Origin of the sequence: Bartonella sp. AP11XZML, assembly GCF_042196445.1 — a bacterium.
In the GTDB taxonomy this organism is placed as follows: Bacteria; Pseudomonadota; Alphaproteobacteria; order Rhizobiales; family Rhizobiaceae; genus Bartonella.
This window is the reverse complement of the sequence record NZ_JBHIQF010000096.1, coordinates 51063-74977: the sequence shown is the minus strand read 5'-3', so window position 1 is coordinate 74977 and position 23915 is coordinate 51063. Positions and strand designations below refer to the sequence as shown.

Annotated in this window: 14 protein-coding genes and 2 pseudogenes; 6 read left to right on the top strand and 10 right to left on the bottom strand. The window is 38.5% G+C overall.

Annotated elements, in window-relative coordinates; genetic code table 11:
- Positions 1–371: pseudogene (locus tag ACFIMG_RS09925) on the bottom strand (DUF3792 domain-containing protein); the annotation flags it as partial.
- A 480-nt stretch (positions 372–851) separates the two neighbouring features.
- Here ACFIMG_RS09925 and pyrF point away from each other — a divergent pair.
- The 3 genes from pyrF to ACFIMG_RS09910 all read left to right on the top strand — a co-directional run bounded on the left by pyrF (position 852) and on the right by ACFIMG_RS09910 (position 4653).
- On the top strand, positions 852–1697 hold the full coding sequence (gene pyrF, locus ACFIMG_RS09920; RefSeq protein WP_375678488.1) for an orotidine-5'-phosphate decarboxylase: 846 nt from the start codon (positions 852–854) through the stop codon (positions 1695–1697).
- A 349-nt stretch (positions 1698–2046) separates the two neighbouring features.
- Positions 2047–3531: a histidine--tRNA ligase gene (gene hisS / locus ACFIMG_RS09915; RefSeq protein ID WP_375678487.1), complete on the top strand. Its 1485-nt coding sequence runs from the start codon at positions 2047–2049 to the stop codon at positions 3529–3531.
- A 588-nt stretch (positions 3532–4119) separates the two neighbouring features.
- Entirely contained in the window at positions 4120–4653 is a 534-nt protein-coding gene (locus ACFIMG_RS09910) for a replication protein (RefSeq protein ID WP_375618298.1), read from the top strand.
- Between the two features lie 864 nt (positions 4654–5517).
- Here the strand turns inward: ACFIMG_RS09910 and ACFIMG_RS09905 are convergent.
- Positions 5518–6042: a peroxiredoxin gene (locus tag ACFIMG_RS09905; RefSeq protein ID WP_375678490.1), complete on the bottom strand. Its 525-nt coding sequence runs from the start codon at positions 6040–6042 to the stop codon at positions 5518–5520.
- Between the two features lie 217 nt (positions 6043–6259).
- On the opposite strand from ACFIMG_RS09905, the gene ACFIMG_RS09900 reads away from it, so the two are divergent.
- The 3 genes and pseudogenes from ACFIMG_RS09900 to ACFIMG_RS09890 form a co-directional block, all read left to right on the top strand.
- Positions 6260–7888 (top strand): alpha-D-glucose phosphate-specific phosphoglucomutase, encoded by a 1629-nt coding sequence (locus ACFIMG_RS09900; RefSeq protein WP_375678486.1) that lies wholly within the window; start codon positions 6260–6262, stop codon positions 7886–7888.
- Between the two features lie 1082 nt (positions 7889–8970).
- Positions 8971–9306 carry a zinc ribbon domain-containing protein YjdM gene (locus ACFIMG_RS09895; protein ID WP_273790940.1) on the top strand — a complete coding sequence of 112 codons (336 nt, stop codon included), beginning with the start codon at positions 8971–8973 and terminating at the stop codon, positions 9304–9306.
- A gap of 876 nt (positions 9307–10182) precedes the next feature.
- A pseudogene (locus ACFIMG_RS09890) lies at positions 10183–10263 on the top strand (DUF4102 domain-containing protein); the annotation flags it as partial.
- A gap of 448 nt (positions 10264–10711) precedes the next feature.
- Here ACFIMG_RS09890 and ACFIMG_RS09885 read toward each other — a convergent pair.
- From ACFIMG_RS09885 to ACFIMG_RS09850, 8 genes are all read right to left on the bottom strand, one after another.
- Entirely contained in the window at positions 10712–11290 is a 579-nt protein-coding gene (locus ACFIMG_RS09885; protein ID WP_375678485.1) for a NifU family protein, read from the bottom strand.
- Positions 11291–11349: 59 nt separating this feature from the next.
- Positions 11350–11841 (bottom strand): universal stress protein, encoded by a 492-nt coding sequence (locus ACFIMG_RS09880; RefSeq protein ID WP_375612177.1) that lies wholly within the window; start codon positions 11839–11841, stop codon positions 11350–11352.
- Between the two features lie 62 nt (positions 11842–11903).
- Positions 11904–12974 carry a tryptophan--tRNA ligase gene (trpS, locus tag ACFIMG_RS09875; RefSeq protein WP_375678484.1) on the bottom strand — a complete coding sequence of 357 codons (1071 nt, stop codon included), beginning with the start codon at positions 12972–12974 and terminating at the stop codon, positions 11904–11906.
- Positions 12975–13034: 60 nt separating this feature from the next.
- Positions 13035–14606, bottom strand: a complete 1572-nt coding sequence (gene murJ, locus ACFIMG_RS09870; RefSeq protein WP_375678483.1) for a murein biosynthesis integral membrane protein MurJ — start codon at positions 14604–14606, stop codon at positions 13035–13037.
- Positions 14607–15395: 789 nt separating this feature from the next.
- Entirely contained in the window at positions 15396–18635 is a 3240-nt protein-coding gene (locus tag ACFIMG_RS09865; protein WP_375678482.1) for a BID domain-containing T4SS effector, read from the bottom strand.
- Between the two features lie 317 nt (positions 18636–18952).
- Positions 18953–20818: a BID domain-containing T4SS effector gene (locus tag ACFIMG_RS09860; RefSeq protein WP_375678481.1), complete on the bottom strand. Its 1866-nt coding sequence runs from the start codon at positions 20816–20818 to the stop codon at positions 18953–18955.
- A gap of 303 nt (positions 20819–21121) precedes the next feature.
- The gene (locus tag ACFIMG_RS09855) at positions 21122–22408 is read right to left on the bottom strand and encodes a BID domain-containing T4SS effector (protein WP_375678480.1); all 1287 of its coding nucleotides are present in this window, start codon (positions 22406–22408) and stop codon (positions 21122–21124) included.
- A 354-nt stretch (positions 22409–22762) separates the two neighbouring features.
- Complete coding sequence (locus tag ACFIMG_RS09850) at positions 22763–23584, bottom strand: BID domain-containing T4SS effector (RefSeq protein ID WP_375678479.1); 822 nt, start codon at positions 23582–23584, stop codon at positions 22763–22765.
- Positions 23585–23915: the final 331 nt, after the last annotated feature.

The following is a 23915-nucleotide window of genomic DNA, read 5'->3' as shown; positions in this document are numbered from 1 at the left end:
ACTAGAAACCACGTGGATGGCTTGGAGGGTCATCAGCAATGTTATGAGAGCCCAAGTGAGAAAGCCATGAAGAATCCCTGAGGTTTCAGCAAAACGTCCAGCTACAAAGCCTCCCAAGGCTAGGCTAATCAGTGTAACGATAACAGAACCCACGCCAAAGGAGAGGAAAGAGCCTTCAAATGGGGATGAAGAAGTGAAATCCATTTNACCAGAAAAGAGAGGCAGATTGAGGTGGCAAGAGCCGTCACCAGTCCCGCAAAGATTGCGGACCATGAAATGGGTGTGTGAAAGAGTGAATACTTTTCTTCTAGAGATGTTTCTCCTAGAAAATTCGTCTCAAATGGTGTGTTTTCAGGAATGCGAGTTTCCATGTTTTATCTCCTTGAATATGCTGGAGATACAATGCCTTTTTGCTAATTATGTTCCAAAAGGGATATAGAGCAGCTAAAAAGGAATAGGAAAAATCTAAAGCTAAGATCGAGATCATCATGGTGGGGCATTTTCTTTTGAAACTTTTGTTTAAAGCGCGTTCATAGAGAGTTTTTGTTGATCATAAAAAAGGGGGGTGAAAACGACAAGGCATGCCTATAGGGCTTTATGAGGTCATTATAATATAGATGCTGTTTTGTTTATATTCTTTCATAAATTTGAATTTTTATCTCATGACAATGTTTTGGTCGATAAACATATGATAAGCGTTACGAATGGGAATATATTTATGTTTCATAAATAAAAGCACATTTTGTATAGAGAGCTCTTTCTTTGTGTTTTCGCTATTGTATTCTTTTGACAAATGCTTTTCTTTTTGATTGTATCAAAAAGTTTAAAGAGAGACCTTGTTAGGATATAAAATGTTTCGTTCAACTTTTTTTAAAAATCGTGAAATCTATGGACCTCTTTGTATTGGATTTGATCCGAGCCATAAAGTTTTGCAATCGTGGAAACTAAGCTTTGATTATAAAGGTCTAAAAGATTTTTGTGATATTCTCTTAACAGCACTTGTTGGTAAAGTAGGTATTATAAAGCCGCAAGTCGCATTTTTTGAATTATATGGTGTGGAAGGTCTTCAAGCTCTCAAAGAACTGATTGAAAATGCACACGAACAAGGCATATTGGTTCTGGCGGATGCAAAAAGGGGGGATATTGGCTCTACTGCTGAAGCTTATGGTAAGGCTTGGCTTGGTCCAAGTAGTGCGTTCAAGGTGGATGCCATGACAGTTAATCCTTTTTTGGGTTTTGATTCTCTTATTCCTCTGATAAAGGTTGCAGAAGAAACAGGAGCAGGGGTTTTTGTGGTTGTTCAGTCTTCTAATCCAGAGGGGAAACAAATACGAAATGCGCTTATTGGTGATCAGACACTCTCTCTTCATCTTGCACAGTGTATTTGTGATTATAATAGTCAGTCTTCGGTTATTCATCATAATATTGGCCCCATAGGTGCGGTTATAGGAGCGACATTAGGATCTGAATCAAAAGACACAATCGAGCAGTTAAAAAATAGTCTGTTTCTCGTTCCGGGTATTGGCGCTCAAGGTGGAACAATGACACAACTAGCAAATCAATTTCCACAAAGACTTTTGCAGAATGTTATTCCCTCTGTATCACGCTCTATTACAGATTCTGGACGAAATATTGTTGATTTAAAAAATGTTATCAATCATTTTGCAGAACAAGCGCAAAGCACACTGATGTCTTGAGGATTTTTGCATCTGTAATAAATCTGAAGAATTCTGAAAGGGAGGGATTTTGAGGGGGATGCTTCCGATTTATCAAGAATCAACTGTCGCTTTGAGGTTTCTTTCAACAAGCACAGATGTCTTTTCATTGAATGTTAAGCGGGCATTTCATGTTGAGCGGGAGGCTATGTTCCTATTGAAAGTACAAATATTTTCAGTAGATTGCCTTAAGGGTAAAGGTTTGCATCTTTTAAAAGCAAAAGCTTATGCATATTGTTACCAGTTTTCAGTTGATAAAGTTATTGCAGCGTTTGTTTCTATAAGATAGACACACGTTATCGGTGAATATATATTGTTGTTAGAGAAAAATATGTTATCAAAACAAGAAAAAACCAAAGCCCGTTTACCCCGTGGGTTTGTTGATCGTACAAGTGCACAGTTGTATGCAACTGAAACAATGATTGCGCAAATTCGTGAAGTTTATGAACTTTATGGTTTTGAAGCGCTAGAAACTCCAATTTTTGAATATACAGATGTGCTGGGTAAGTTTTTACCGGATTCAGATCGTCCAAATGCGGGCGTTTTTTCGCTACAAGATGATGATGAGCAATGGATGTCTTTGCGCTATGATCTTACCGCGCCTCTTGCTCGTTATTTTGCCGAGAATTTTGAAGTTTTGCCAAAGCCTTATCGCAGTTATCGTCTTGGCTTTGTTTTTCGCAATGAAAAACCAGGTCCAGGGCGGTTTCGGCAATTTATGCAGTTTGATGCGGATATTGTTGGAACACCAACGGTAGCGGCTGATGCCGAAATTTGCATGATGGCAGCCGATAGTTTGGAAAAATTAGGGTTTCAGCATCATGAATATGCCATTCGTCTGAATAACCGAAAAATTCTCGATTGCGTTTTAGAGAAAATTGGTTTGGGGGGAAATGAGCAGGCTGAAAAGCGCTTAACTGTCTTAAGAGCAATTGATAAACTGGATAAATTTGGTTCTGAAGGGGTGCGTTTGCTTTTGGGAAAAGGGCGTTTGGATGAAAGTGGTGACTTTACAAAAGGGGCGGAGCTTAAGGAAAAAGAGATTGAGTGTATTCTTACCTTAACTGCTGCTGGAGCTGAAACAGCAGAAGAAACGCTTGAGGCTCTTAAAGAAGTGGTTGGTGATCATGTTCAAGGGCGTGAGGGAATTCGTGAGCTTGAGGAAATGCAAGCAATTTTTGCAGCAAATGGCTTTCAGAATCGTATCAAGATTGATCCATCGGTGGTGCGTGGACTGGATTATTATACAGGTCTTGTCTTTGAGGCTACGTTGCTGTTTGATGTTTTCAATGATGATGGGCAGAAAGTTGTTTTTGGCTCCGTTGGTGGTGGTGGGCGCTATGATGGATTGGTGGCACGCTTTCGTGGTGAAAATATTCCGGCAACAGGTTTTTCAATCGGGGTCTCACGCTTGATCGCTGCTTTGCAAAATCTTGAAAAGTTGCCTATGAAGGAGACAACAGGGCCGGTTGTGGTGCTGATGATGGATAAAGAGCCAGAGGCGGTTGCTGGTTATCAAAAAATGGTGATGCAGTTGCGTGGTGCGGGAATTCGTGCTGAGCTCTATTTGGGGGCATCGGGGATAAAAGCGCAGATGAAATATGCAGATCGACGCCAAGCGCCTTGTGTGGTTATCCAAGGCTCACAAGAACGTGAGAGCGGAAAAATACAGATTAAAGATTTGATTGAAGGGGCGCGTTTGTCTCATGAAATTAAGGATAATCAAACATGGCGTGAAAGTCGACCAGCACAAGTGACGGTTGATGAAGATCAATTGATCAAAACAGTACAGGATATTTTAGCCGCCCAAAAATGATAATGGTAAAAGTCTTTATCGAAGTGATTGTTCGAAATATTTTGGAAATTTGAAATTCAATTTTTAAAATTTGTGCTTTGCTCGTTTATACGTGTTGGTGCACGCGTTCAAAAGCGGGGTTTTGAAGTGCGTGCGGCATAAAAGAGAGATTTTTAAGAGATAAATAAGCACTATTTGCTATAAAACGTGCCCTTCTGAGGATGCGATGATAATGCGTTAAAATGAGCCAAAAAATTGTAACGAACAAAAACTCTGAGAAAATTAAAAGGTTTCACGCAACGCTTTCCCAAAAGTTTATAAAAATATTGACAAGTTCATATTGGCTTCATCTTTGAATTCTCATCTATGAGTATCAAATCCTTTGATGTTCTCTTCTTAGACATTACAAAATTTAGCCTTATTGCAAAAGGAGGAAGAACTAGAGCGTTTTATCCTAAAAGACTTTTTAAGCTTCAAAAAACAATGGAATGACTTAAATCGAACAATTTTTTACAGGAGCATGTTTGGATGAATTGTAAGCTGCCATAATGGTAACTTACTGATAATATGCATTTTTCATAAAGTCAATTCTTTAACGGAGAAATGAAAATGGTCCAATATGATTTTACTCTGCTCTATGAACGAAATCCCTTTATTCTTGAAAGACCTGAGAATATTGGAAAATCATTTAAACTTCCTCCTTCAAATTTCGGATTTGAAGATCTTCCGCAAATTACCTTTTCAGGCGCCTCGTCGTGTCGGCGTATGATTTTTGGGTTATCATTTAGTGGTATGAAAGCATTTTTTGTGATGTTGTGGCAGGTAGGGAAAATGTTAGATGAGGGGGATGATGTGGACTTATGGTTTGATCAGATAACATTGGATCATGATATTCTTGAAGAATTTTTGACTTGCGATCTTTCAATTCAAGAACCAGAATATCTTAATTTTGAAAGTTTTAAAGAAGGTATCAAAGAATTAGAAACAAATAAAATTGTAGCGAAGGGGACAAAAAAAGATTGTTATTTCATCAATCCAGATATTTTTGGTCTTCCTGAATGTGATGAAGATTTTGAGTTCGATGAAGAGGAAGAGATAGAAGCACACTTTACGGTAGAATACCCGAATAAACAACTCCTTTAACCTTTTTTCTCTTAGAGAAAAATAAAAGCTTAGAATAAATGGCTATGAGAACAGCAATGAGTCTGTTTATGGTATGTGAATTGGAATGTTTGCGGGATTTTTTTTGATTGAATCTTCTTTATAAACGGTTCTTTATGCAGAGCGGTTTTTATGCCATATTTTCTTCTTTTTATGAGACATAAGTTAATTTGAACTGTGCACCTCTTCAAACAAATGTTTGATCTGTATTTTCTTTCTTGATGCTTTTGTGAACTTTGTAGTCTTGATGTTCACAGCTTTCGCCTTTGAAAGCATTTACGAGAGGTATTTTCACTCTTTTTAATCGTTTATTCATATGCCAATCCCGCTTGCTAATGAGCAAGAAAATAGTTTTAAGGGATTCAATATAAGAAGGGATAAAATAAAACAATCTTATGATATTCGGCTCCTCTCATTCAATATGAGAAAAATCAAAGTATTGTTTAATACAAAGTTTTTCTCAGTATGAGAAATTTAGCATTGATCTTGCATATTTCATCAATACGTTAGTCCTTGATGTTTCTGAGAGAGTTTTGCATGAATTTGCGCATTTGGCAATTGCATCCCCATTTTTTGATAGCGTGCAACAGCTTTTAACTCTTTGATTTTTTAGCCCCACAACGGGTCCAGATTTTTCATCAGCAATTTTTCAAACTTTTTCAAAGCAGTTAAAACATAAAATATTTATTGAAAAAATTATTGCTGTAATCTTTTCTCACAGAAGGCGTACAATCAACTTATCGTGTCTGTTTTCACGAATAGATGTTGTAAAAAGTCAACGACACAAATCTTCCTCCTCAGAAAATTTGTGTCGTAAAATTTTGTTTAAATAGACGATTGGGGGAATTAGCTTTTCAAGGCTTTTAAAACATGTTGTGGTGAAGAAACTTCATAAGGATCTGTTGCACAATTATCTGAAAAACCTGCTTCTTCGAACCATTGTTCAACCACACCATCATTAATAACAGCTGCATAGCGCCATGATCGCATGCCGAACCCAACATTGTCTTTTGCAACCAGCATACCCATTTTGCGTGTGAATTCACCAGAGCCATCGGGAATTAACTTCACGTTTTTGATATTTTGTGCTTTTCCCCAAGCATTCATGACAAAAGCATCATTGACGGAAAGGCAATAAATTTCATCAATACCCGCTTGTTTAAATTCATCATAGAGTTTTTCAAAATCAGGCAGCTGAAAGGTTGAGCAAGTAGGGGTAAAAGCTCCAGGAAGAGAAAAAAGAATAACACGCTTTCCTTTAAAGTAAGCATCGCTGTTAACTTCTTGCCACCGATAAGGATTGTCTCCAGCCATTGATTCATCGCGTACACGTGTGTGGAATGTTACATCGGGAACTGTTTTTTTCATCATCATGATGCTCCTGTATTCTTTTACGAAAATTTTGTTTTAAAACAGCCTTCGTATTTAAAAACATATGGCAAAAAGCGTTTTAAACAAAAGGGCTTCTTTAAAAATTCTTACTTCTAACGAGTGTGCAAATATTTCACACTTCCGTCAAGTAGAATTAATGGTCGACTTTGGATACTCTTCACCTTAAAATTATAGGAAATCATATAAAGGTATTGATATGACCATAAAGACAGTTTTAACCACGGCTTTTGAGGGGCAAAAACCGGGAACGTCTGGTTTGCGCAAAAAAGTGTCTGTTTTTCAACAACCCCATTATGTAGAAAACTTTATACAGTCTCTTTTTGATAACATTGGGCCTCTTGAAGGAAAAATGTTGATTCTTGGGGGGGATGGGCGCACTTTTAATCGTACTCTTCTTCAGATTGTGTTGAAGATGGCGGCGGCGCATGGTGTTTCTTGTATTAAAATGGGAAGGGGCGGTATTCTTTCTACACCTGCTGTTTCGCATCTTATTCGTAAAACTCATGCCCATGGTGGACTTATTCTTTCTGCAAGCCATAATCCTGGTGGTCCAGAGGGAGATTGTGGTATCAAATACAATGTTTCCAATGGTGGACCGGCTCCTAATTCTTTATGTGATGCTATTTTTGCAACATCGCAACGTCTTTCCTTTTATAAAATTCTTGAAGCACCAGATATTGATTTAGATAGGCAAGGTACGATCTTTATGGGAGCCATGCGGATTGATATTATTGATCCTGTCGCTGATTATGTTGCTTTGATGCAGGAGCTTTTTGATTTTGACTGTATTGCCAAGGCTGTTGCTCGAGGTCTTACTTTACGGTTTGATGCCATGCATGCGGTAACAGGGCCTTATGCCCATGAAATTTTTGAAAAATGCTTAGGATTTTCTGAAGGGACGGTGGTTAATGGTATTCCTTTGCCAGATTTTGGAGGCGGTCATCCAGATCCCAATTTGGTTTATGCTAAGGACCTTTATGATTTATTGATGTCAGAGCAAGGACCAGATCTTGGCGCAGCCTCTGATGGTGATGGAGATCGTAATCTCATTATTGGACGTCAACAATTTGTCTCGCCTTCGGATTCTTTGGCTATTATGGCTGAACATGCACACCTTATTAAAGGATATCGAAAAGGTGTTGTGGGGATAGCGCGCTCTATGCCGACGGGACGTGCTGCTGATCTGGTTGCGGAAAAACACGGATTAAATTTTTTTGAAACGCCAACGGGATGGAAGTTTTTTGGAACCCTTTTGGATGCGGGAAAAGTAACCTTTTGTGGTGAAGAAAGCTTTGGAACGGGCTCTCATCACATCCGCGAAAAAGATGGTTTATGGGCTGTCCTATTTTGGTTAAATCTTGTAGCGGTAACAGAAAAAACTGTCGCACAGATTGTTCAACAGCATTGGTCCACCTATGGGCGTTTTTACACGTTACGGCATGATTATGAAGAAGTCGAAGCAGATAAAGCTTTGGCATTACTAGAGCATTTGCGTGCGCACTTACCACATGCAGGAACTGAAATTTCTGGATTTTTCGTCAAAAAAGCAGACGATTTTACATATCATGATCCCGTTGATCAGAGCGTTAGCACGCGGCAAGGTATACGTATTTTTTTCGAGAATGGAGCACGGTTGGTGGTTCGTTTGTCGGGAACAGGGACGCTAGGTGCTACTTTACGACTTTATTTTGAACAGTATGAAAGTGATCCGCGCAAACACAATTTTAATCCGCAAGAAGTTCTCCAACCTTTGCAACAGGTAGCACTAAAACTGTTAAACATACAACAAGCATTGGGGCGAGATCGTCCTGATATTATCACCTAAGATCATTGGAATGTTTTTTTGTAAAAGTATGATGATTGATCACATGGATGTGATTTTAGGGGTGTGATTTTATGTGCATAAGGGAGAGCTTAACTCTATTTTTAGGCGAGACTTGTTTTTCCTCTCTTACATATCAATCGGATTCCTAAAACTGAGGGATTCTTAAAACTAAATGCTGTAGGAAATTATAATCGAGCATAATCGGATCATTTATGTCCAATGGGTTTGCTCAATGGCTTGATAGCAATTTTTGTTTAATAGGGAAATGTTTCTCATACAAAACAAAATACGATCATTGTTGCACATTTCATATGTTTGTTTTAAAGAATCTTCTCTCTCAAGACACTAAAAACGCATCTTATGCGTGTTGCTTTGAAAGGGATAACCGGCCATCCATCCATTGAGCAGCACCATTTTTACGCTTATGAGAGAGTAAGACGGCACCATTATTCACTTTGCCCGCTTTCAATGTTGGCTCTTATATTTGAGAGTATTTAGTATTTTGGATAATCGTTTTACACGGATTTTCCTGCTTGTAACATGCAAACAAAAGGCTTTGGTTGTTTCAATGTAAAAGGGGTTGAGAGAATCTCAGCTTATTTATCGGCTCTCATTCAATATACAAAACCATTAACTATGATCATAAATCAGTCTGTTCTCTAACATTATGACTGTTATCTTTACTTAAATAAAAGGTTAAGTTGGGGACATCATTTTCTTGTTTCTCAATGCTGCAATAGTTTTTAGCTCTCTGAGAACGTTTTATTCAGAGATGTTCCTTTTCTAATTGTTTTGTTATCCATTCGTTAATTGCATTGGTGATGTATAAGAAAATGATTTTGATTAATTTATTAGAGAGAATGCAGTGAGTAAATTTTATGATATGCGGGGGCTTATTTGAGTTGTATAATGATCAATCATTTTTATAAACTTGTGTATAGTATGTGATGATAGCATTCATGAATACAGTTGGCAGATGAGGATTGAAACAAAGGGAAACATTTTTCTAAAATAATGGACAATAAGCACTTCTTGCTTTATGACCAGTCATAATGAATGTTTTTTCTAAAAAAGGGGAATTTATGACCCAATATCCCAAATGTCCTCGTTGTGATTGTCTTTATACTTATGAAGATGGTGAAAATTTTGTGTGTCCTGAATGCGCACATGAATGGCCACAAAAAAACGATGATACGGTTCTTGCCAATACTGTTTATGATGCCAATGGTCAGATTTTAACAAACGGAGATACCGTTATGGTGATAAAAGATCTGAAAGTAAAAGGCGCTTCATCTGTTTTAAAAGGGGGGACGAAGGTAAAGAATATTCGCTTGGTGGATGGGGATCATAATATCGATTGCAAAATTCCTGGGATCGGTCAGATGAGTTTAAAGTCGGAGTTTGTGAAAAAAGTTTAGGCATTTATCTTCTTGCAATTGTTTTTGCATTTCGTTGGTTTTCTATTTTTACATTCTTCTCTAATTGGGCATATTTTTCTCCAATGGGCTTCTTTTCTTGTTTCATAGATTACACCAATCAGATAGGAGCAATATGTTTTCCTTTATTGCAAAGCCATGTATCGCAGAGAAATAGCGACTCTTTCTTTTCTTTTAATATGGGGTTATGAGGGGACTGGATGTTGACTCATAAGCAACAATAAAAGTGTGCGTTTTATGAGAAAAACAACGCCGTAAAGTAGACAAACTTATTCCTGCTGAATTGAAAAAATATTCTCATTTTTTTTATCAGATAATTTCTCAAACAACCATAATAGATCTGGCTTCAATGTATTTATTTTTATGGGTAGTTACACCTTTTGCGTCATATTTATGGAAATGAGATTGAAAATGATAGAGGAAATTCTTGATTTTAAGAATGGAAAAAGGATGCTATGATCTTGATAAGGTCTTATTGCCATGCATTTTCCAGCTCTTAGTACTGCAACAGTCTCTTATAAAAGTGTACATAAGAGCTATTAAAAATAGTTTTTGTTATTATCCAGTTTGTGCTGTGTAAGCGGACGATTTTGATTGATGCAATAAAAACATAATTGAAATAAGAAGAATGTCAGAATTCTCATTGCAAGTTGCAAAATGTGATCTTTGTCGAGTGTCTGAAACAACATATTGATTTATAATAATAAATTAGCGTTATTCATATTGAATTAGAACCCCGAATAACGTGGGATTCTCTCATTTCAAATCTGTTCCATGTTGAATCAATTAAAATCACTTGCTTGCACACCACACGCGGGGCTGGCGTGTGGGTAAAAATGAGGAAAGAAAGGATTAAAAATGACTCTTATGAATCGTCTTAATGAAAGAGCTGTCGCATCATTAGGGGCTGGCAGATATGATGATGGTGCCGGCTTGCTACAAGAAGTATTTTGCGTGATTTGTCGTTGGAAGCACTGAGAAAGATAGAGCAAATGAGCACTCTATCTTACAATGTTTTCTTTTTTGGGTTTTCTTTTTTTTAACGAGGTCGTGTTTTCCTCGTTAAAATTGCATGACAAGATTATAAAACAAAATAAATTTAAAGTGCACACCCATGCATTGTACTTCTGTGTACGGATTGGTTTGTTGAAATAACTTATGCTTCTTAAAGGGGGCTTTGAAATCTTTTTAAGGCATATGTGGAGGTGAAAGGTGAGTGAAGGTATCATTATTGGGCAGATTTTTTTAACAGTACTCTATTTTTATGACTGCATGGCTTACTTCGAAAATTTCAGGAATAAAATGACGTAAGATTTTTGCACTCCATGTTTGAGCGCTGTTGAAGAGGGGCAATCGGTGTGGTTATTTTATCTATTGAGGTCAATATTTATTGTGGCATGGCTTCAACGCCTAAAACTTCAGGGATAAAATGACGTAAAAGGTTTTCAATACCATGTTTGAGAGTTGCCGTTGAAGAGGGACATCCAGCGCAGGAGCCCCGCATATTGAGATAAACAATACCATTTTCAAATCCGAGAAAAGTAATGTCTCCACCATCATTGGCAACTGCGGGGCGGATACGCGTTTCAAGGAGCTCTTTAATGGTTAAAACAATATCAGCATCTTTTTCGTCATAAAATTCTTCGTTAAGGGCACGGGTTTGTGCTTGTGTTGTGGCGTTGGTGGTGATCACTGGCTCATTGGATAGAAAATGTTCCATAATTGTGCCTAAAATGACGGGCTTAAGATGTTGCCATTCCCCTTCTTTTTTGCTTACGGTGATAAAATCATAACCTAAAAAGACACCATTGATATTGGGAATATTAAACAGTTTAGCCGCTAAAGGTGAGTTTTTAGCTGCTTCTTCACGGTCACGAAATTCTAATACGCCCTCAGAAAGAACCACGCGTCCTGGCAGGAATTTAAGTGTTGCAGGGTTTGGGGTGGTTTCAGTTTGAATAAACATAGATTCTCCTTTTATAATGAAGGCTTGGGAAGATCTTACATTGTAGAATATTATATTTTTTAGGCAATAGATCTAATATCTTCATCGGCAAGATTGCTAGGAATAACAATGACAGGGATTGAAAAAGCTGTTCCTTTATTCCCGATTAATTGAACAAGGGGTCCTGGTCCTTCTGTATGTCCACTGGCTGCTAAAACAATCAGTGCAATCCTTTTATCTTCGTCGATCAGTTTAGAAATCTCATCAATTTTTTTTCCTTCACGCACTACTATTTCTGTTTCAAGCGCATGGGTGGTGCGGACTTCACTGGCAATGTCTCCTAATATTTTATGAGCACTTTGCTTTGATTCTGTACGCATAACGTTGTTTACACCCAGAAAATGTTGAAATTCTACACTATCAACGACACAAAGTAATACCAATGTTCTACTGGTATTTTGGGCATGCTGTGCGGCAAACGCAACGGCACGCCGACACTCTGGTGTTTCATCGATAATAACTAAGTTTTTTTTCTTTGGTTCTTTTTTCGGATTTTGGGGTTTGGAAATCATGCACTTTCTCTATTTTGTACAAACGATTTTTTTGCTCTCTACAGTTTTTAGTTTTATTATTTTTATGTATCGTGCAAAAATCCAATAATTTCACGAATTTTTTTCATATTTTCTTCTGCGAGCATACTAGCACGTTTAGCGCCATCATGCAAAACAGAGTCGATATAACCGCTTTCTTGATGAAGGCGACGTAATTCTTCTGTTATAGGGGCAAGCTTATGGACAACAAGGTCGGCTAGAGCTGTTTTAAAATGCGAAAATTGTTGACCAGAAAATTCTAAAAGAATCTTTTCTTTGCTAACTTTGGCAAAGGCGGCATAAATACCAAGCAGGTTATCTACTTCTGGTCGTTCTTTTAAAGCGGCAAGGGTATCGGGAAGTGGAGCCGAATCCGTTTTGGCTTTGCGTATTTTTTTTGCGATAAGATCAGCGTCATCGGTCAAATTAATGCGTGAAAAATCTGAAGGATCTGATTTTGACATTTTTTTCGTCCCATCGCGCAAAGACATAACGCGTGTGGCTGTTGTTCCAATCAGTGCTTCTGGAAGAGGAAAAAAGCCTTGTCTTTTTTCTTCATCTGTTTGCATAGAGATACCAAAATTTAATTCGGCAATACGCTGTGCATAGTCGTTGTTAAATTTTTGTGCAATATCGCGTGTGAGTTCAACATGCTGTTTTTGATCTTCGCCTACTGGAACATGCGTTGCACGATAGACTAAAATATCAGCAGCCATCAAAGTGGGATAGGCAAAAAGCCCGATGGATGCTTTTTCGCGATCTTTTCCCGCTTTATCTTTAAATTGTGTCATGCGTTGAAGCCAGCCGATACGGGCAACACAATTAAAAATCCAGGCGAGTTCAGCATGTTGAAAAACACGTGATTGGTTAAAAATAATGTGTTTTTGAGGATCAATACCGGCGGCTAAAAAAGCTGCTGTCACTGTTCTGGTGGATTCGCGTAAAGTAAAGGGATCTGGGTTGACTGTGAGCGCATGCATATCCACAACACAATAGAGGCAGTGATGAGAGTTTTGCAGTTCAACCCAACGCTGAATGGCTCCAAGATAATTGCCAAGATGTAAATGACCACTCGGTTGTACGCCGGAAAAGACAAGTGGTGTGAAGGTATCCATAGGAGTGCTCTTTCTTCAATTAAGGTTATTCATTTTATTGTTTTTGACAAAGTATAGATATTATGAGCGTTTTTTCAAATTTTTAAGCGTGTGAAAAAAGGAACGGATGTTGAATAAAAAATAGGCACTAAAATAGATCAAAAATATGCCAATCATGATCCCAGCTAAGGTGATCGCGCGCAAGAAAAATGATGCTTGTGAGGATAAAGGAAAAGACAAAAAACCAAACACATTCAATCCGTAATAGAGGGCTAGTGCACTCAAAAGAGTTGCCATCATGAGACATAATATTCGTTTTATCAGTTGGAAGTCGTATTTCCAATAACCGCGTTTGATAAGGACACTCCACAGCAAAAGGGTGTTGGCCCATCCAGAGGTAATTTCAGCAATAACAATGCCTCGTGCAGATAGAATAGGAAATAATATTAAGGCGAGACTGATATTGATGAAAACGCAAATACCTGTAAAAATCATCGGTGTTTTGGTATCTTCATGGGCAAAAAAATTAGGAATAAAAACCTTAATAAGAACAAAAGCTGGAAGTCCTAGTCCATAAAGCTCCAATAATTGTGCAACATGGTGTGTTGATTGACTGGTAAATTGTCCTCGTTCAAAGAGCAAACTGACAATGGGAGTGGAGAGCAGCAAAAAAGCGATGGATGCTGGAAGTGTTAACAACAATGTTAATTCAATAGAGCGATTTTGTAAATGGTGGGTTTCTTTATGCTTTTTGCTCCGCAAAGCGCGTGTTAACTCTGGTAAAAGAACGGTTGCAACAGCAATGGCGATTACACCTAAAGGCAATTGATAAAGACGATCAGCATACATCAAAGAAGAGACAGCACCCGATTGACTAGAAGCAATGTTGGTATTAATAAGCAAATTAATTTGCGTGATGCCACCTGTGATGGCTGCTGGGAATGCTAAAGTTAATAGCTTACGAACATTAGGACTTAAATGGGGCTGGCGGAAGGAAATTTTCATTCCACTTTGACGCAAAGCAAGGGCAATTAAGGTGAGCTGAAGAAGCCCTGCTGCCAATACACCCCAAGAGAGATTTAAGCCAATATGCCAAGCGTCAAGTTTATAGATCCAAGCATAGGCAAGCACACCAATCAAAATAATGTTTAAAAAGAGTGGGGTAATGGCGGCAATAAAATAGCGTCGCAGAGCATTAAGCATGCCCCCCATCATGGCAGCAAGCGACATGCAGGTTAAATAGGGAAACATGATTGCAGTAAAGTGAATTGTAGCGTTAAATTTTGTTGCATCTTCGGTAAAACCTGGGGCAATAATGGTTCGTACCAAAAAAGGCATACTCAGTTCCATCGCAATCGTTAACAGTAAGAGCAGCGAAAAGAGAACGCCAAAGACTTCTTCTGCAAATTTGCATGCCGTTTCGTGACCTTCTTCAGTGATTTTTTTTGCAAAAAGAGGAATGAAAGCAGCGTTAAAGGCACCTTCAGCAAAAAAACGACGAAATGTGTTGGGAAAACGAAAAGCAGCGTTAAAGGCATCAGAAACAGGACCTGTCCCTAGGGCTGCGGCCATAAGCATTTCGCGTACGAAGCCAAAAATACGGCTCATGAGGGTTCCGGAAGCAACTGTTGCAATTTTTTTAATCAATGTCATAAAGATATATCAGCTTTGTTGTAAAAGAGAAGCGATGACAGGAGAAATAAAGCGTTTTAAATCGTAAAAATCTGATCTCTATCTTAATCAAGGATACTTTTTGAAAGCGTTTTACGACGGTGTTTATCTTTCTGTCAACAATGGTGCTTGAAGACTTTTTTATGCTCCTTGTTTACTGTTGCATTAAAGTTTTTATTGTTGCCATAAAATAATTAAAATTTCTTTTTCAAACTGAAATATGCGAGTGATATCATAACAGTTTGAAGGGATATGTAGGGATATATAATGATAATTTCTCTTTATGGTGTGATGTCGTGAATAGTGCAACCCAATACCGTTTTGTTTTACGTGAGGGGTGTGACCCTATTAAAAGAACGCAAATAAAATAAAAGCGTGGAGCAATGGGCAATTTCCATTATTTATTCATGATTTAAAAAAACAGCGCTTTAGATGTTTTTAAAAGTCGTAAGGCTGAGCTAAAAGGTGATGGTAAAGCTGGTGATTGGTTTTCACTTTTACGGCTTTATGTTCTCCCAAAATTTGTCTGCACTCCCGTTTTAGAGATTACATAAACAAGAGGATAGGAAGATATGATCTTTCAACAGCATTTTTGCTGTTCAGGTTTCTTTTCACAGTTGATGAGGATAAAATCTGAGGAAATAAGATAAAATTACTCTCTCATGGTTTCCATTCTCGTTGAGGTGCAATTGATTTGCCGATGAAGGCAGAGGGGGATAAAGGCTATCATTTTTACCAGAGGGGGCAAAAAAGTTAAAGTTTATAAACCTTTTAGATATTCATTGCCATTACTTTTGTGTGCTCCGTTTTGTGAGGTTGAATATTTTCTTGTCTTTTGGGACTCTGATTGACGATTTCTGTCATTTTTTGCACTTTAATTGCTTCTTTATCAAGGGTGTTGGAACATTTTTTTTCATTATTTTTCTTTATAGATTGATGCTGGATAGATTGATACTGGTTTGGTGCTAAGCGCTCATCGAATTTATGGTTATAAAAATACATGGGTTGTATATGCGGTTCTATCTCTTTTATCTGCTTGACTATTTCCATAATCTCTTTTGCTTTGATGGTTGATGTGCCAAGACTCTCCGCAAGTCTTTCAGGATTATTTTCTTTTATAACTTCATGCTCGTTTGAAGATAAGCGCTCATTGATTTTTTTGATATAAGTCCTTATCTCCCCCCTTAATTCAGGAGAGTTTGATAACATTTCTTGCTGTTGTGCTTTTGACAAGGAAAGGAGATTTTTCATCCAAGCCTTAGGCATTTCTACCGACTGTTCACACCGCCTTTGTTTTACATGATGGGTATGGAGAATGTCTCTTTCTGTTTGTTTAGAAATATTGATATAACGATCAATGGCTCTACAGAGGGGCAAAATATTTTCTTCTGCATGGGCGCGCGCGTTGTTTTTTATGCCAAATACATTGCTACCAGAAAGCTTAGAAATCGATTGGGGAGAGGTGGTAATTTGATAGGTGAGTTGTTCTCCTTCAGTATGATTTTCATGGATCATCTCAATTTTTTCCCGCAAAATATGACGATTGCCATAAATGATTTGGCACAAAGTTTCTATTTCTTTTCTTCTTGCTTGAATGGATGCGTTGTTTTTTATCCTTGTGGCAATTTCATTGTTGGTAAGGGGGACTATTGTTTGTGCGGGGATAAGCACTTCTTGCTGGTTTTGAATTTTTGGTGCTGTAAAGGAGAGGGCGTCACCGATTTTTAATGTCTGTATTTGCTCTGGGGTGAGATCTTTTTTATTTCCCAAGATGAAAATTCCGTTAGCATCAAGCATAAAGCCATTGGGTCCACTGCCTCTGTAAAAGCCTTTATAGGTATGACCTTCTTTTGCTGTGATAATAAGATGATGATGAATACTCTCAAGCCCGATATGTTTCATACTGTCCATGAATTCTTTTAAAATAAGTATTTTTTCTGGATTTGAGATATCTTCAAGCAGATGCTTCATCTCTTCTTTATCGTTATGTTTTAGCGATGCAATGCTGGCAAGATTCATACGTTTTTCTGTTACAAGAGAAAAGTCGAGTGTGTGGCCAGCAACTTGCCCAAGTTTTTCAAAAAACGTCCGTTGCGTGCGTCCATTGCCTTCTCTGAAAGGATGTGTATAGTTGAGCTGTATCAACATTTCAGTGACATATTCAACAAATGTTTCGCGGGTTAAGCCTTTTAAACTATTCGTTTCAGCAAGTATTTTATCTAAATTTTCTAGTCTCTCTTGTATCTGTTTTGCTGAGGCAAAAGAAATCCCAGCTTTTTTCATCATTGGCATATAAGCAACGGTACCATCTTCAAATGTAAATGGTTTTTCGCGTGTTTGACCGGCCCATTCAAAAGTATTTTTAAATAGGGTGTGATGAATATATTGGAGATATGTGGAAGTTAGTTTTTGCGGTGGCGCTTCTTGGCGTAGATGAATGATTGCTTTTGTTGTATCATGGGCACATTGCACTTTTAATTTTTTATAGTCTTTTATTCCATATTTATTTTTTAAGGTGATACTATTAGGGCAAAAGAAATTACGGTACATTGTCTTATTTTCTTCGGTTTCAGGCGGTGATGATAATTTCTCCTGTAAGGTGAGAGGGACGGTGTCCGTTTTTTTTGTACCAGTGTCCCAGTATACCATTGCTTTTTTTTGGGGCTGTTTCATTCTTTCTTGATGATCAGAGCGTTTTTCCTTTGTCATTTGGACAGATATTGGATTATTTGTCGCTGTATTGCTGGTCTGTAAAATGTTTTTTTGGAAATCTTTTTGCATTTGCCTCATAGAGGAAGCCGATTGAGCAATTGGTTTGGTCATTTGTTCTTGTTCTTGCAAACTTTTGGGCATAGCTTCAACGCTGTCATGTAAAACATGAGAGGCAATCCATGGTGAAAAATAGGATTTTCCCTTTTTCTTTGTTTGAATGGATGCGTTGTCTTTGCTCTTTTCAGTTATTTCATCGTTTTTAAGAGTGGCTCTTTTTTCTTCTTTTTCTTCTGGAAGCAATGTTTTTTGCTGGGTTTTTTCTGGGTTTTGAATTTTTGGTGCTGTAAAGGAGAGGGCGTCACCGATTTTTAATGTCTGTATTTGCTCTGGGGTGAGATCTTTTTTATTTCCCAAGATGAAAATGCCGTTGGCATCAAGCATGAAGCCATTGGGTCCACTGCCTCTATAGGTACCATGATAGGTTTCTCCTTCTTTTGCAACGACAGCGAGATAATAATTTTTTTCATCCAATCCAAGCTCTCTCATAGAGTTGGTGAATTCTCGTAAGAGGAGCAATTTTTCTGGATTTGAGATATCCTCAAGCAGATGCTTCATAGGCTCTGGGTTACCATGTTCCATGGCAGCGGCGCGGACAAAGTCTTTACGTTTTTTGCTCACAAGAGAAAAGTCTAGCTCATGTCCTGCTGCTTGAGAGAGTTTTTCAACAAACAGTCTCTTTGTGCGCCTATTGCCCTCTCTGAAAGGATGCAAGTGGTGCAAATCTATCATTATACCAGCTGCTTGTTCAACGAATTCTTCGCGCGTTAGGCCTTGTAAATTATTCTTTTCAGCAAGCGTTTTATCTAACTTTTCTAGTCCCTCCTGTATTTTTCTGCCAATCGCAAAAGGTTTTGTAAATTCTTTTCTTTTCAAAATGGGCATAGAAGCAACAGAGCCATCTTCAAATGTAAAAGGCTCTAGGCGTGTTTGTCCGGCCCATTCAAATGTACGGGAAAAGAGGCGTTGATGAAGGTATTTTAGATAAGAGGCATTAAACTGCTCTGGTAGAGGTTCTTGGTGCAGTTTTATCATTTCTTTTTTTACATCATTAGAACAGCATTCTTTTAATATTTCTTTATCTTTGATGCGGTATTTATTTTTAAGCACTTTGCTATTGGGGTAGAAAAAATTTTGCGCTTCTTCATTGATTTGCTTTGAAATGGCTGCATTAATTACAGAGTGTTGTTCTTGCAATTCTTCCTGTGTAAAGGAGGCACAATGTTCTGTGTTTTCTTTCATGCATATTTCCTTTCAAATGGTAACATTATTTTTTGAAATCTTCTTTGTTTACATTTTTTGCCTTATGTTATTTTCATAGCGTTTTCTTCAAAGAAGAATGCCTATTTGAATGATTGAAAAAATTGACCTTATTCGCATGGAACAAAGTTAAAGTTTATAATTTTGAAGTATTATCGTGAAATTTTATCAATGAATTCTGTAAAATAATGGGGTGTCTTATTCAAAGTTTTCTGTATTTCACACACCGTCTTTGATGCAATCTTGGCAAGATAATTGCACCAAAGTTTTGGATAAAAAGCCAACAATTAGGAGATTTATCACGATAAAGCCATTGCTTTTGATGTTTCGGCTCTGCGCGTTCGAACCTGCTGTTGGTCTTCTTGTCTAGAAGTTGCTGCAACTTCTAGATGCCGCTTTGCTGTTGAGCGTTCAGGCAGCTTCAGGGGCTGCGATAAGCTTTGCTGCTTTTGTAATTTTTTATCGAAATCGGTAGGCGGTTGATAACGTTTTTGTTGTTCTGCCTGATGGTTTTGCACAATGGTTTCTTTTAACTGTTTTACAGTTTCAGCATACTCCTTAATGACGGTACAAAGAGTAGGAAGATGTTCTTCAGCGGCTTTGCGTGCTCCATTTTTTATGCCAAGGACTTGCTTACCAGCAAGTGGAGCAACAGATGCAGAATCCTTTTCAATTTGAAATACAAGCTCTTCTCCCATCTCCGGAATTTTTTGCATATCTTCTATTCTATATTGCAAAATAAATGGATCCTTATAAACAATTTGGCACCAATATTGGATCTCTCTTTGACCATATTGAACCGATGGATCTTTTTGAACTCTGCGGGCAATTTCCTCATTTGAGAGAGGCTTTATTTTCTTTTCTGAATTGAGCGGATTTTGTAAATGTTGATTTGTTAGCTCTTCCTCTTGTGTTTGTCGCTGATGTTGTTGTTCCGTGTGAGAACCTTGTAAAATATTTTCACTTTTTGTATATTTTGAAGTATACACATAACCGTTAATGGCAGCACATAGGGTGGGAAGAGTTTCTTCAGCTTTTCTGCGCGCATGGTTTTTTATGCCAAGAACTTTTCTACCAGCAAGCTTAGAAATAGACTTAGGCCGTTCTGTAACATCCCATAAGAGCTGTTCTCCCATATCGGGGTTTTCTTTGATTGCTTCTATTCTTTCATTTAAAATAAGTCGGTCGCCATAAACCTTTTCGCTCAAAAATCGTATTTCTTCTTGATATGCTACGAGCAATAGCTCTCTTTCCATTGTATTAATAGATGGTTTTTGTTCGTGAGACGGTTTTGGTTGTTCAATTGCTGTGTGTGGAGAGGAAGTTTTTGGGACGACAGTATCGCTTTGTTTTCTGTTTTCCATACGGTGCGGTTTTCTTGAAGGCGGTACGGCATATGTTCCACTGTCTTGTGATGATGAACTGCTTTGCTGCCTGACTTTCATATGTGATAGTGTTTTGGGTCTAACACTTGGTTCGTGTGTTTCAGGATTTTGGATTTTTGTGCCATTTTGTACTCTTTCTCTCATGCGTGGGGGAAGGGGCGGAGCCACTTTTGTCTGTAGAGAAGGGGATTCTTGAGCAGTTGGTTTGTTTTGTTCTCTATCTTTTGCACGCGGTGGTCTTTGTGGGGCCATTTTTATGCGCGTGGAGGGGGACTCTTGAACTGTTGGTCTATGTTGTTGCCTCTCTTTTGCACGTGGAGGTCTTTGTGGAGCTGTTTTTGTGTGCGGAGAGGAGTTTTCTTGGATTTTTGAGTTGGAGATTGTTGTGCCGGTTTGTGTTTTTTCTCTCATGCGTGGAGGAGGGGGTGGAGCCACTTTTGTCTGTAGGAAGGGGGACTCTTGAACTGTCGGTTTATGTTGTTGTCTCTCTTTTACACGCGGAGGTTTTGGCGGAACTGCTTTTTTTTGTGGGGGAGGTGTCTCTTGGTTTTTGGCGTTAGGAAGCATTGTGCTGGTTTGAGTGTTTGCTCTCATGCGGGGGGGTGGCGGTGGCGCAACCTTTGGGTGGGGGGATAAATTTTCTGGGCGTTTTTCTACAGTTGCTTTTGGCAAACTTTGAGAAACTTGGGAAGGAGGGGTTCTGGTGGGGGATTGTTCAGCCTGTTGTTGAAATTTTTCCATCATTTCGGTGATAAAAGGGGAGGGATTTCTTTTTTTCATGCATGTTCCTTTCAAACTCTTCCAATATTGTTTTTAAATACTATTTAAAAACGTACGTTGGTTTTTATTCTGTTTTATGCTTTTTCATTTGCTTTTATGAGAGAGGATATGAAACTGAATGGTTTCGCACGATTTGACTCTCTTGGCTCAGATCATAATCATTCTCTAAAGATTGTTTTCTCAGTGTTTGGGTTAAGGGACGGAAAAATAAATTTTGTTTCAATTTTCTCTCTTTCTTGGCGCAAACACCTCTTTCCTGTGTTACGCCAAGACGTTAGATTCAACGTGAAAACTTATGTCTGTTTAACTGGCAAAAGCCATCGCTTTTGGGGCGGCAGTTTTGCGAGGACGAATATCTGTTTCTCTTTGTTGAGTAGAGATTGTTGCTCCTTCATGCGTTACTGTTGAAGGCTCAGGGCGTTGAGCAGACTGTGAGACGCTTTGTTGTTGATGCAAGTTTTGCGCTCTGTCAGAAGATGCTTCATTGTGTTCTTGTTTTGCCTGCTGAGTTTTTGAAAGGCTCTCTCTTACTTGTGTTACAGCTGTTGCATAATTGTCAGCGGCGTCAATGAGGTGAGAAAGACCCGCTTCAGCATGTCTGCGTGCTTTATTTTTAAAGCCACAAAAGTTACGACCAGTGTATTTGTTAAAAGACTGAGGATTTCCGGCAAGTTGCTGTGCCAGCTGTTCTATTGTTTCAGGGTTTTGGAAAAGCTCTTCTGTTTGTGATTGCAAAATGTTTGCGTTACCAAAAACAACAGTGCACCAATATTTGATTTGGGCATGGTGTCTTCTGACTTTTGAATGTTGGTGAATTTTGGTAGAAATTTCTGTCTCTGAAAGCGTTTCTTTTTCGCGTTGATCTGGTTTTTGCAGAAGTTTAGCGACGGCTTCCTTCCCCATGAAGCGTTCATAGTTTTTGAGTTCTTGCTCTGGAGATTGTAAGAGGCTCTCTCTTGCCTGTTTTACAGCTTCTGTATAACAATCAACGGTGACACATAGGGCGGAATAACTCTCTTCCGCGTGTCTACGTACTCGACTTTTGAAGCCCAGCGCGCTGGTGCCGGAAAGTTTAGCAAAACTTTCAGGATATGCTGCCATGCGCCATGAGAGCTCCTCTCCTGCAGCGGGACTTCTTTGAATTTCCTGCATTTTTTCTTGCAAAATGTTTGGGTTACCATAGGCACTTGCGGATAAATGTTGGATTTCTTCTTGATAGGTTCGAACCAATGAATGGTGTGGAAGCAATAGAATGATCTCTTCCTCTGAGAGAACTCTTGTTGCCCTTTGTAATGCTGCTTGTGAAGGAATTGTTGCGTGTGTCGTTTCAGCTTCTTGCAGTCTTTTGGTAGAGCCGCCTCTTGTTAACGAAGCTGTTCGATTTGTTGATGCATATACAGTTTCTTCGCTTAAAAGAGATTGTCTTTCCTCATCTTCTTCCGGTATGGATGACAGTCTTTTGCTTTTTGAAGGCGTTTCTTTAGGAAGGGGGGCTGCAGCGCCTGAGACCTCTGCCGCCGCTTGTTCATAGAGCTTTATAAGTTCTTGTATTGAAGAGGATGGAAAAGGATGAGGGTGTTTTTTTTTCATGCATGTTTCCTTTCAAAAATTGTTTTAGAAAACCTCTTTGGTGCATTCTTGCCTTTTATGCTTGGATCGCTTTGAGACAAAAGAAATATCGAGCTGAATGAGCTTCCAAAGATCTGCGCTATTTGCAATCAGCTTAATGGACATTTGTGTCTTTTATACATTTTTTTTGTGAAATATTATCAATAAGTTATCAATATTTATCGTGAATTACAGGCGTCATTTTTAGGACTATTTTTTGTAACATTCTAAAACAATTCTTGGCGTAATCGCGATGAAACGATTTGCGCCAAGAAGCTCACTGAAAAAAAGATTAAATGAAAAACAAAAACTATCTGTTTTTATGTTTACGCCCCTTTACATGGCATAAGCCATTCCTTTTTCTCCGTGTCTTTGTCGTTGTGGACTGTGTTCTGGACTATTTTGTTCTTGTCCTCTTTCGTGATGACGATGATGATGATGGTGATGATGGCGTCTTTGTTCCGCTAGAGGGGTTTGCAATAGCTGTTCTTTTGCGTTTTCTACAGCTTTCGTATAACCATCAACGGCATCAACGAGCAATCTAAAACCATCTTCAGCTGCTCTTCGTGCTTGGCTTTTTATGCCAAGTGTTTGGTGGCCCGCAAGCTTATGTATAGACTCAGGATTTTCAGCAAGTTGATTTGAAAGGTCTTTTCCTTTACGGGGATCTGTAAGTATGTCTTGCAAGTGTTTCTGAAAAATATTGTCCTTTCCATAGACAGTTGCACCCCAATGTATGACCTCTTCTCCATATGCTTTAACATGTGGATCTTTTAAAAGTATGACAGTTATTTGCTCCGTTGTGAGGGAAGATGGAGATCTTCCTCTTTGGTGCGGAGCAACCGTTGTATAGTCGGTTTCAGAACTTTCTCTTCCCCGATCAGGATGTCTCCCTCTTGAAAGAGGAGAAACGCTGCTCACTGATGCGTATAGAACTTCCTTTTCACGTTTTGGGGGAGCAACCGTTGCATAGTCGGTTTCAGGACTTTCTCTTCCCCGATCAGGATGTCTCCCTTTGGAAGGAGAAATACTGCTAACGGATGCGTATAGAACGTCTTCTTCTGGGGTTGGTCCGCGCTGGTTTCCTCTGTTTGGTTTATTAACTGTTGCATAGAGGGCTTCTGGATTTGCAGAAGGATGTGAATGATGTTTTTTCATACATATTTCCTTTCAATATTTTTAGAAAACCTCTTTGGTGCATTCCCCACTTTTAGTTTTGATAACTTTTATATAAGGAAGATATCCAACCGAATGACCTCCAAAGATTTCGCGCTATTCGGGAATAGTGTAACGGACCTTTGTGTCTTTTATACAGTTTTTTTATGAAATTTTATCAATAAGTTATGATAAATTATAGGATTCTTTTTTAGAACTATTTTTTGTAATATTTTAAAACAACTCTTGGCGCAATCCCGATGAAACGATTTGCGCCAAGAAACTCACTGAAAAAAATTACATGAAAAACAAAAACTATCTGTTTTTACGTTTA

Bases quoted from the DNA above. Each gene is read 5' to 3' on its own strand.
- pyrF (WP_375678488.1), top strand. From the start codon at position 852: ATGTTTCGTTCAACTTTTTTTAAAAATCGTGAAATCTATGGACCTCTT.
- hisS (WP_375678487.1), top strand. From the start codon at position 2,047: ATGTTATCAAAACAAGAAAAAACCAAAGCCCGTTTACCCCGTGGGTTT.
- ACFIMG_RS09910 (WP_375618298.1), top strand. From the start codon at position 4,120: ATGGTCCAATATGATTTTACTCTGCTCTATGAACGAAATCCCTTTATT.
- ACFIMG_RS09905 (WP_375678490.1), bottom strand. From the start codon at position 6,042: ATGATGAAAAAAACAGTTCCCGATGTAACATTCCACACACGTGTACGC.
- ACFIMG_RS09900 (WP_375678486.1), top strand. From the start codon at position 6,260: ATGACCATAAAGACAGTTTTAACCACGGCTTTTGAGGGGCAAAAACCG.
- ACFIMG_RS09895 (WP_273790940.1), top strand. From the start codon at position 8,971: ATGACCCAATATCCCAAATGTCCTCGTTGTGATTGTCTTTATACTTAT.
- ACFIMG_RS09885 (WP_375678485.1), bottom strand. From the start codon at position 11,290: ATGTTTATTCAAACTGAAACCACCCCAAACCCTGCAACACTTAAATTC.
- ACFIMG_RS09880 (WP_375612177.1), bottom strand. From the start codon at position 11,841: ATGATTTCCAAACCCCAAAATCCGAAAAAAGAACCAAAGAAAAAAAAC.
- trpS (WP_375678484.1), bottom strand. From the start codon at position 12,974: ATGGATACCTTCACACCACTTGTCTTTTCCGGCGTACAACCGAGTGGT.
- murJ (WP_375678483.1), bottom strand. From the start codon at position 14,606: ATGACATTGATTAAAAAAATTGCAACAGTTGCTTCCGGAACCCTCATG.
- ACFIMG_RS09865 (WP_375678482.1), bottom strand. From the start codon at position 18,635: ATGAAAGAAAACACAGAACATTGTGCCTCCTTTACACAGGAAGAATTG.
- ACFIMG_RS09860 (WP_375678481.1), bottom strand. From the start codon at position 20,818: ATGAAAAAAAGAAATCCCTCCCCTTTTATCACCGAAATGATGGAAAAA.
- ACFIMG_RS09855 (WP_375678480.1), bottom strand. From the start codon at position 22,408: ATGAAAAAAAAACACCCTCATCCTTTTCCATCCTCTTCAATACAAGAA.
- ACFIMG_RS09850 (WP_375678479.1), bottom strand. From the start codon at position 23,584: ATGAAAAAACATCATTCACATCCTTCTGCAAATCCAGAAGCCCTCTAT.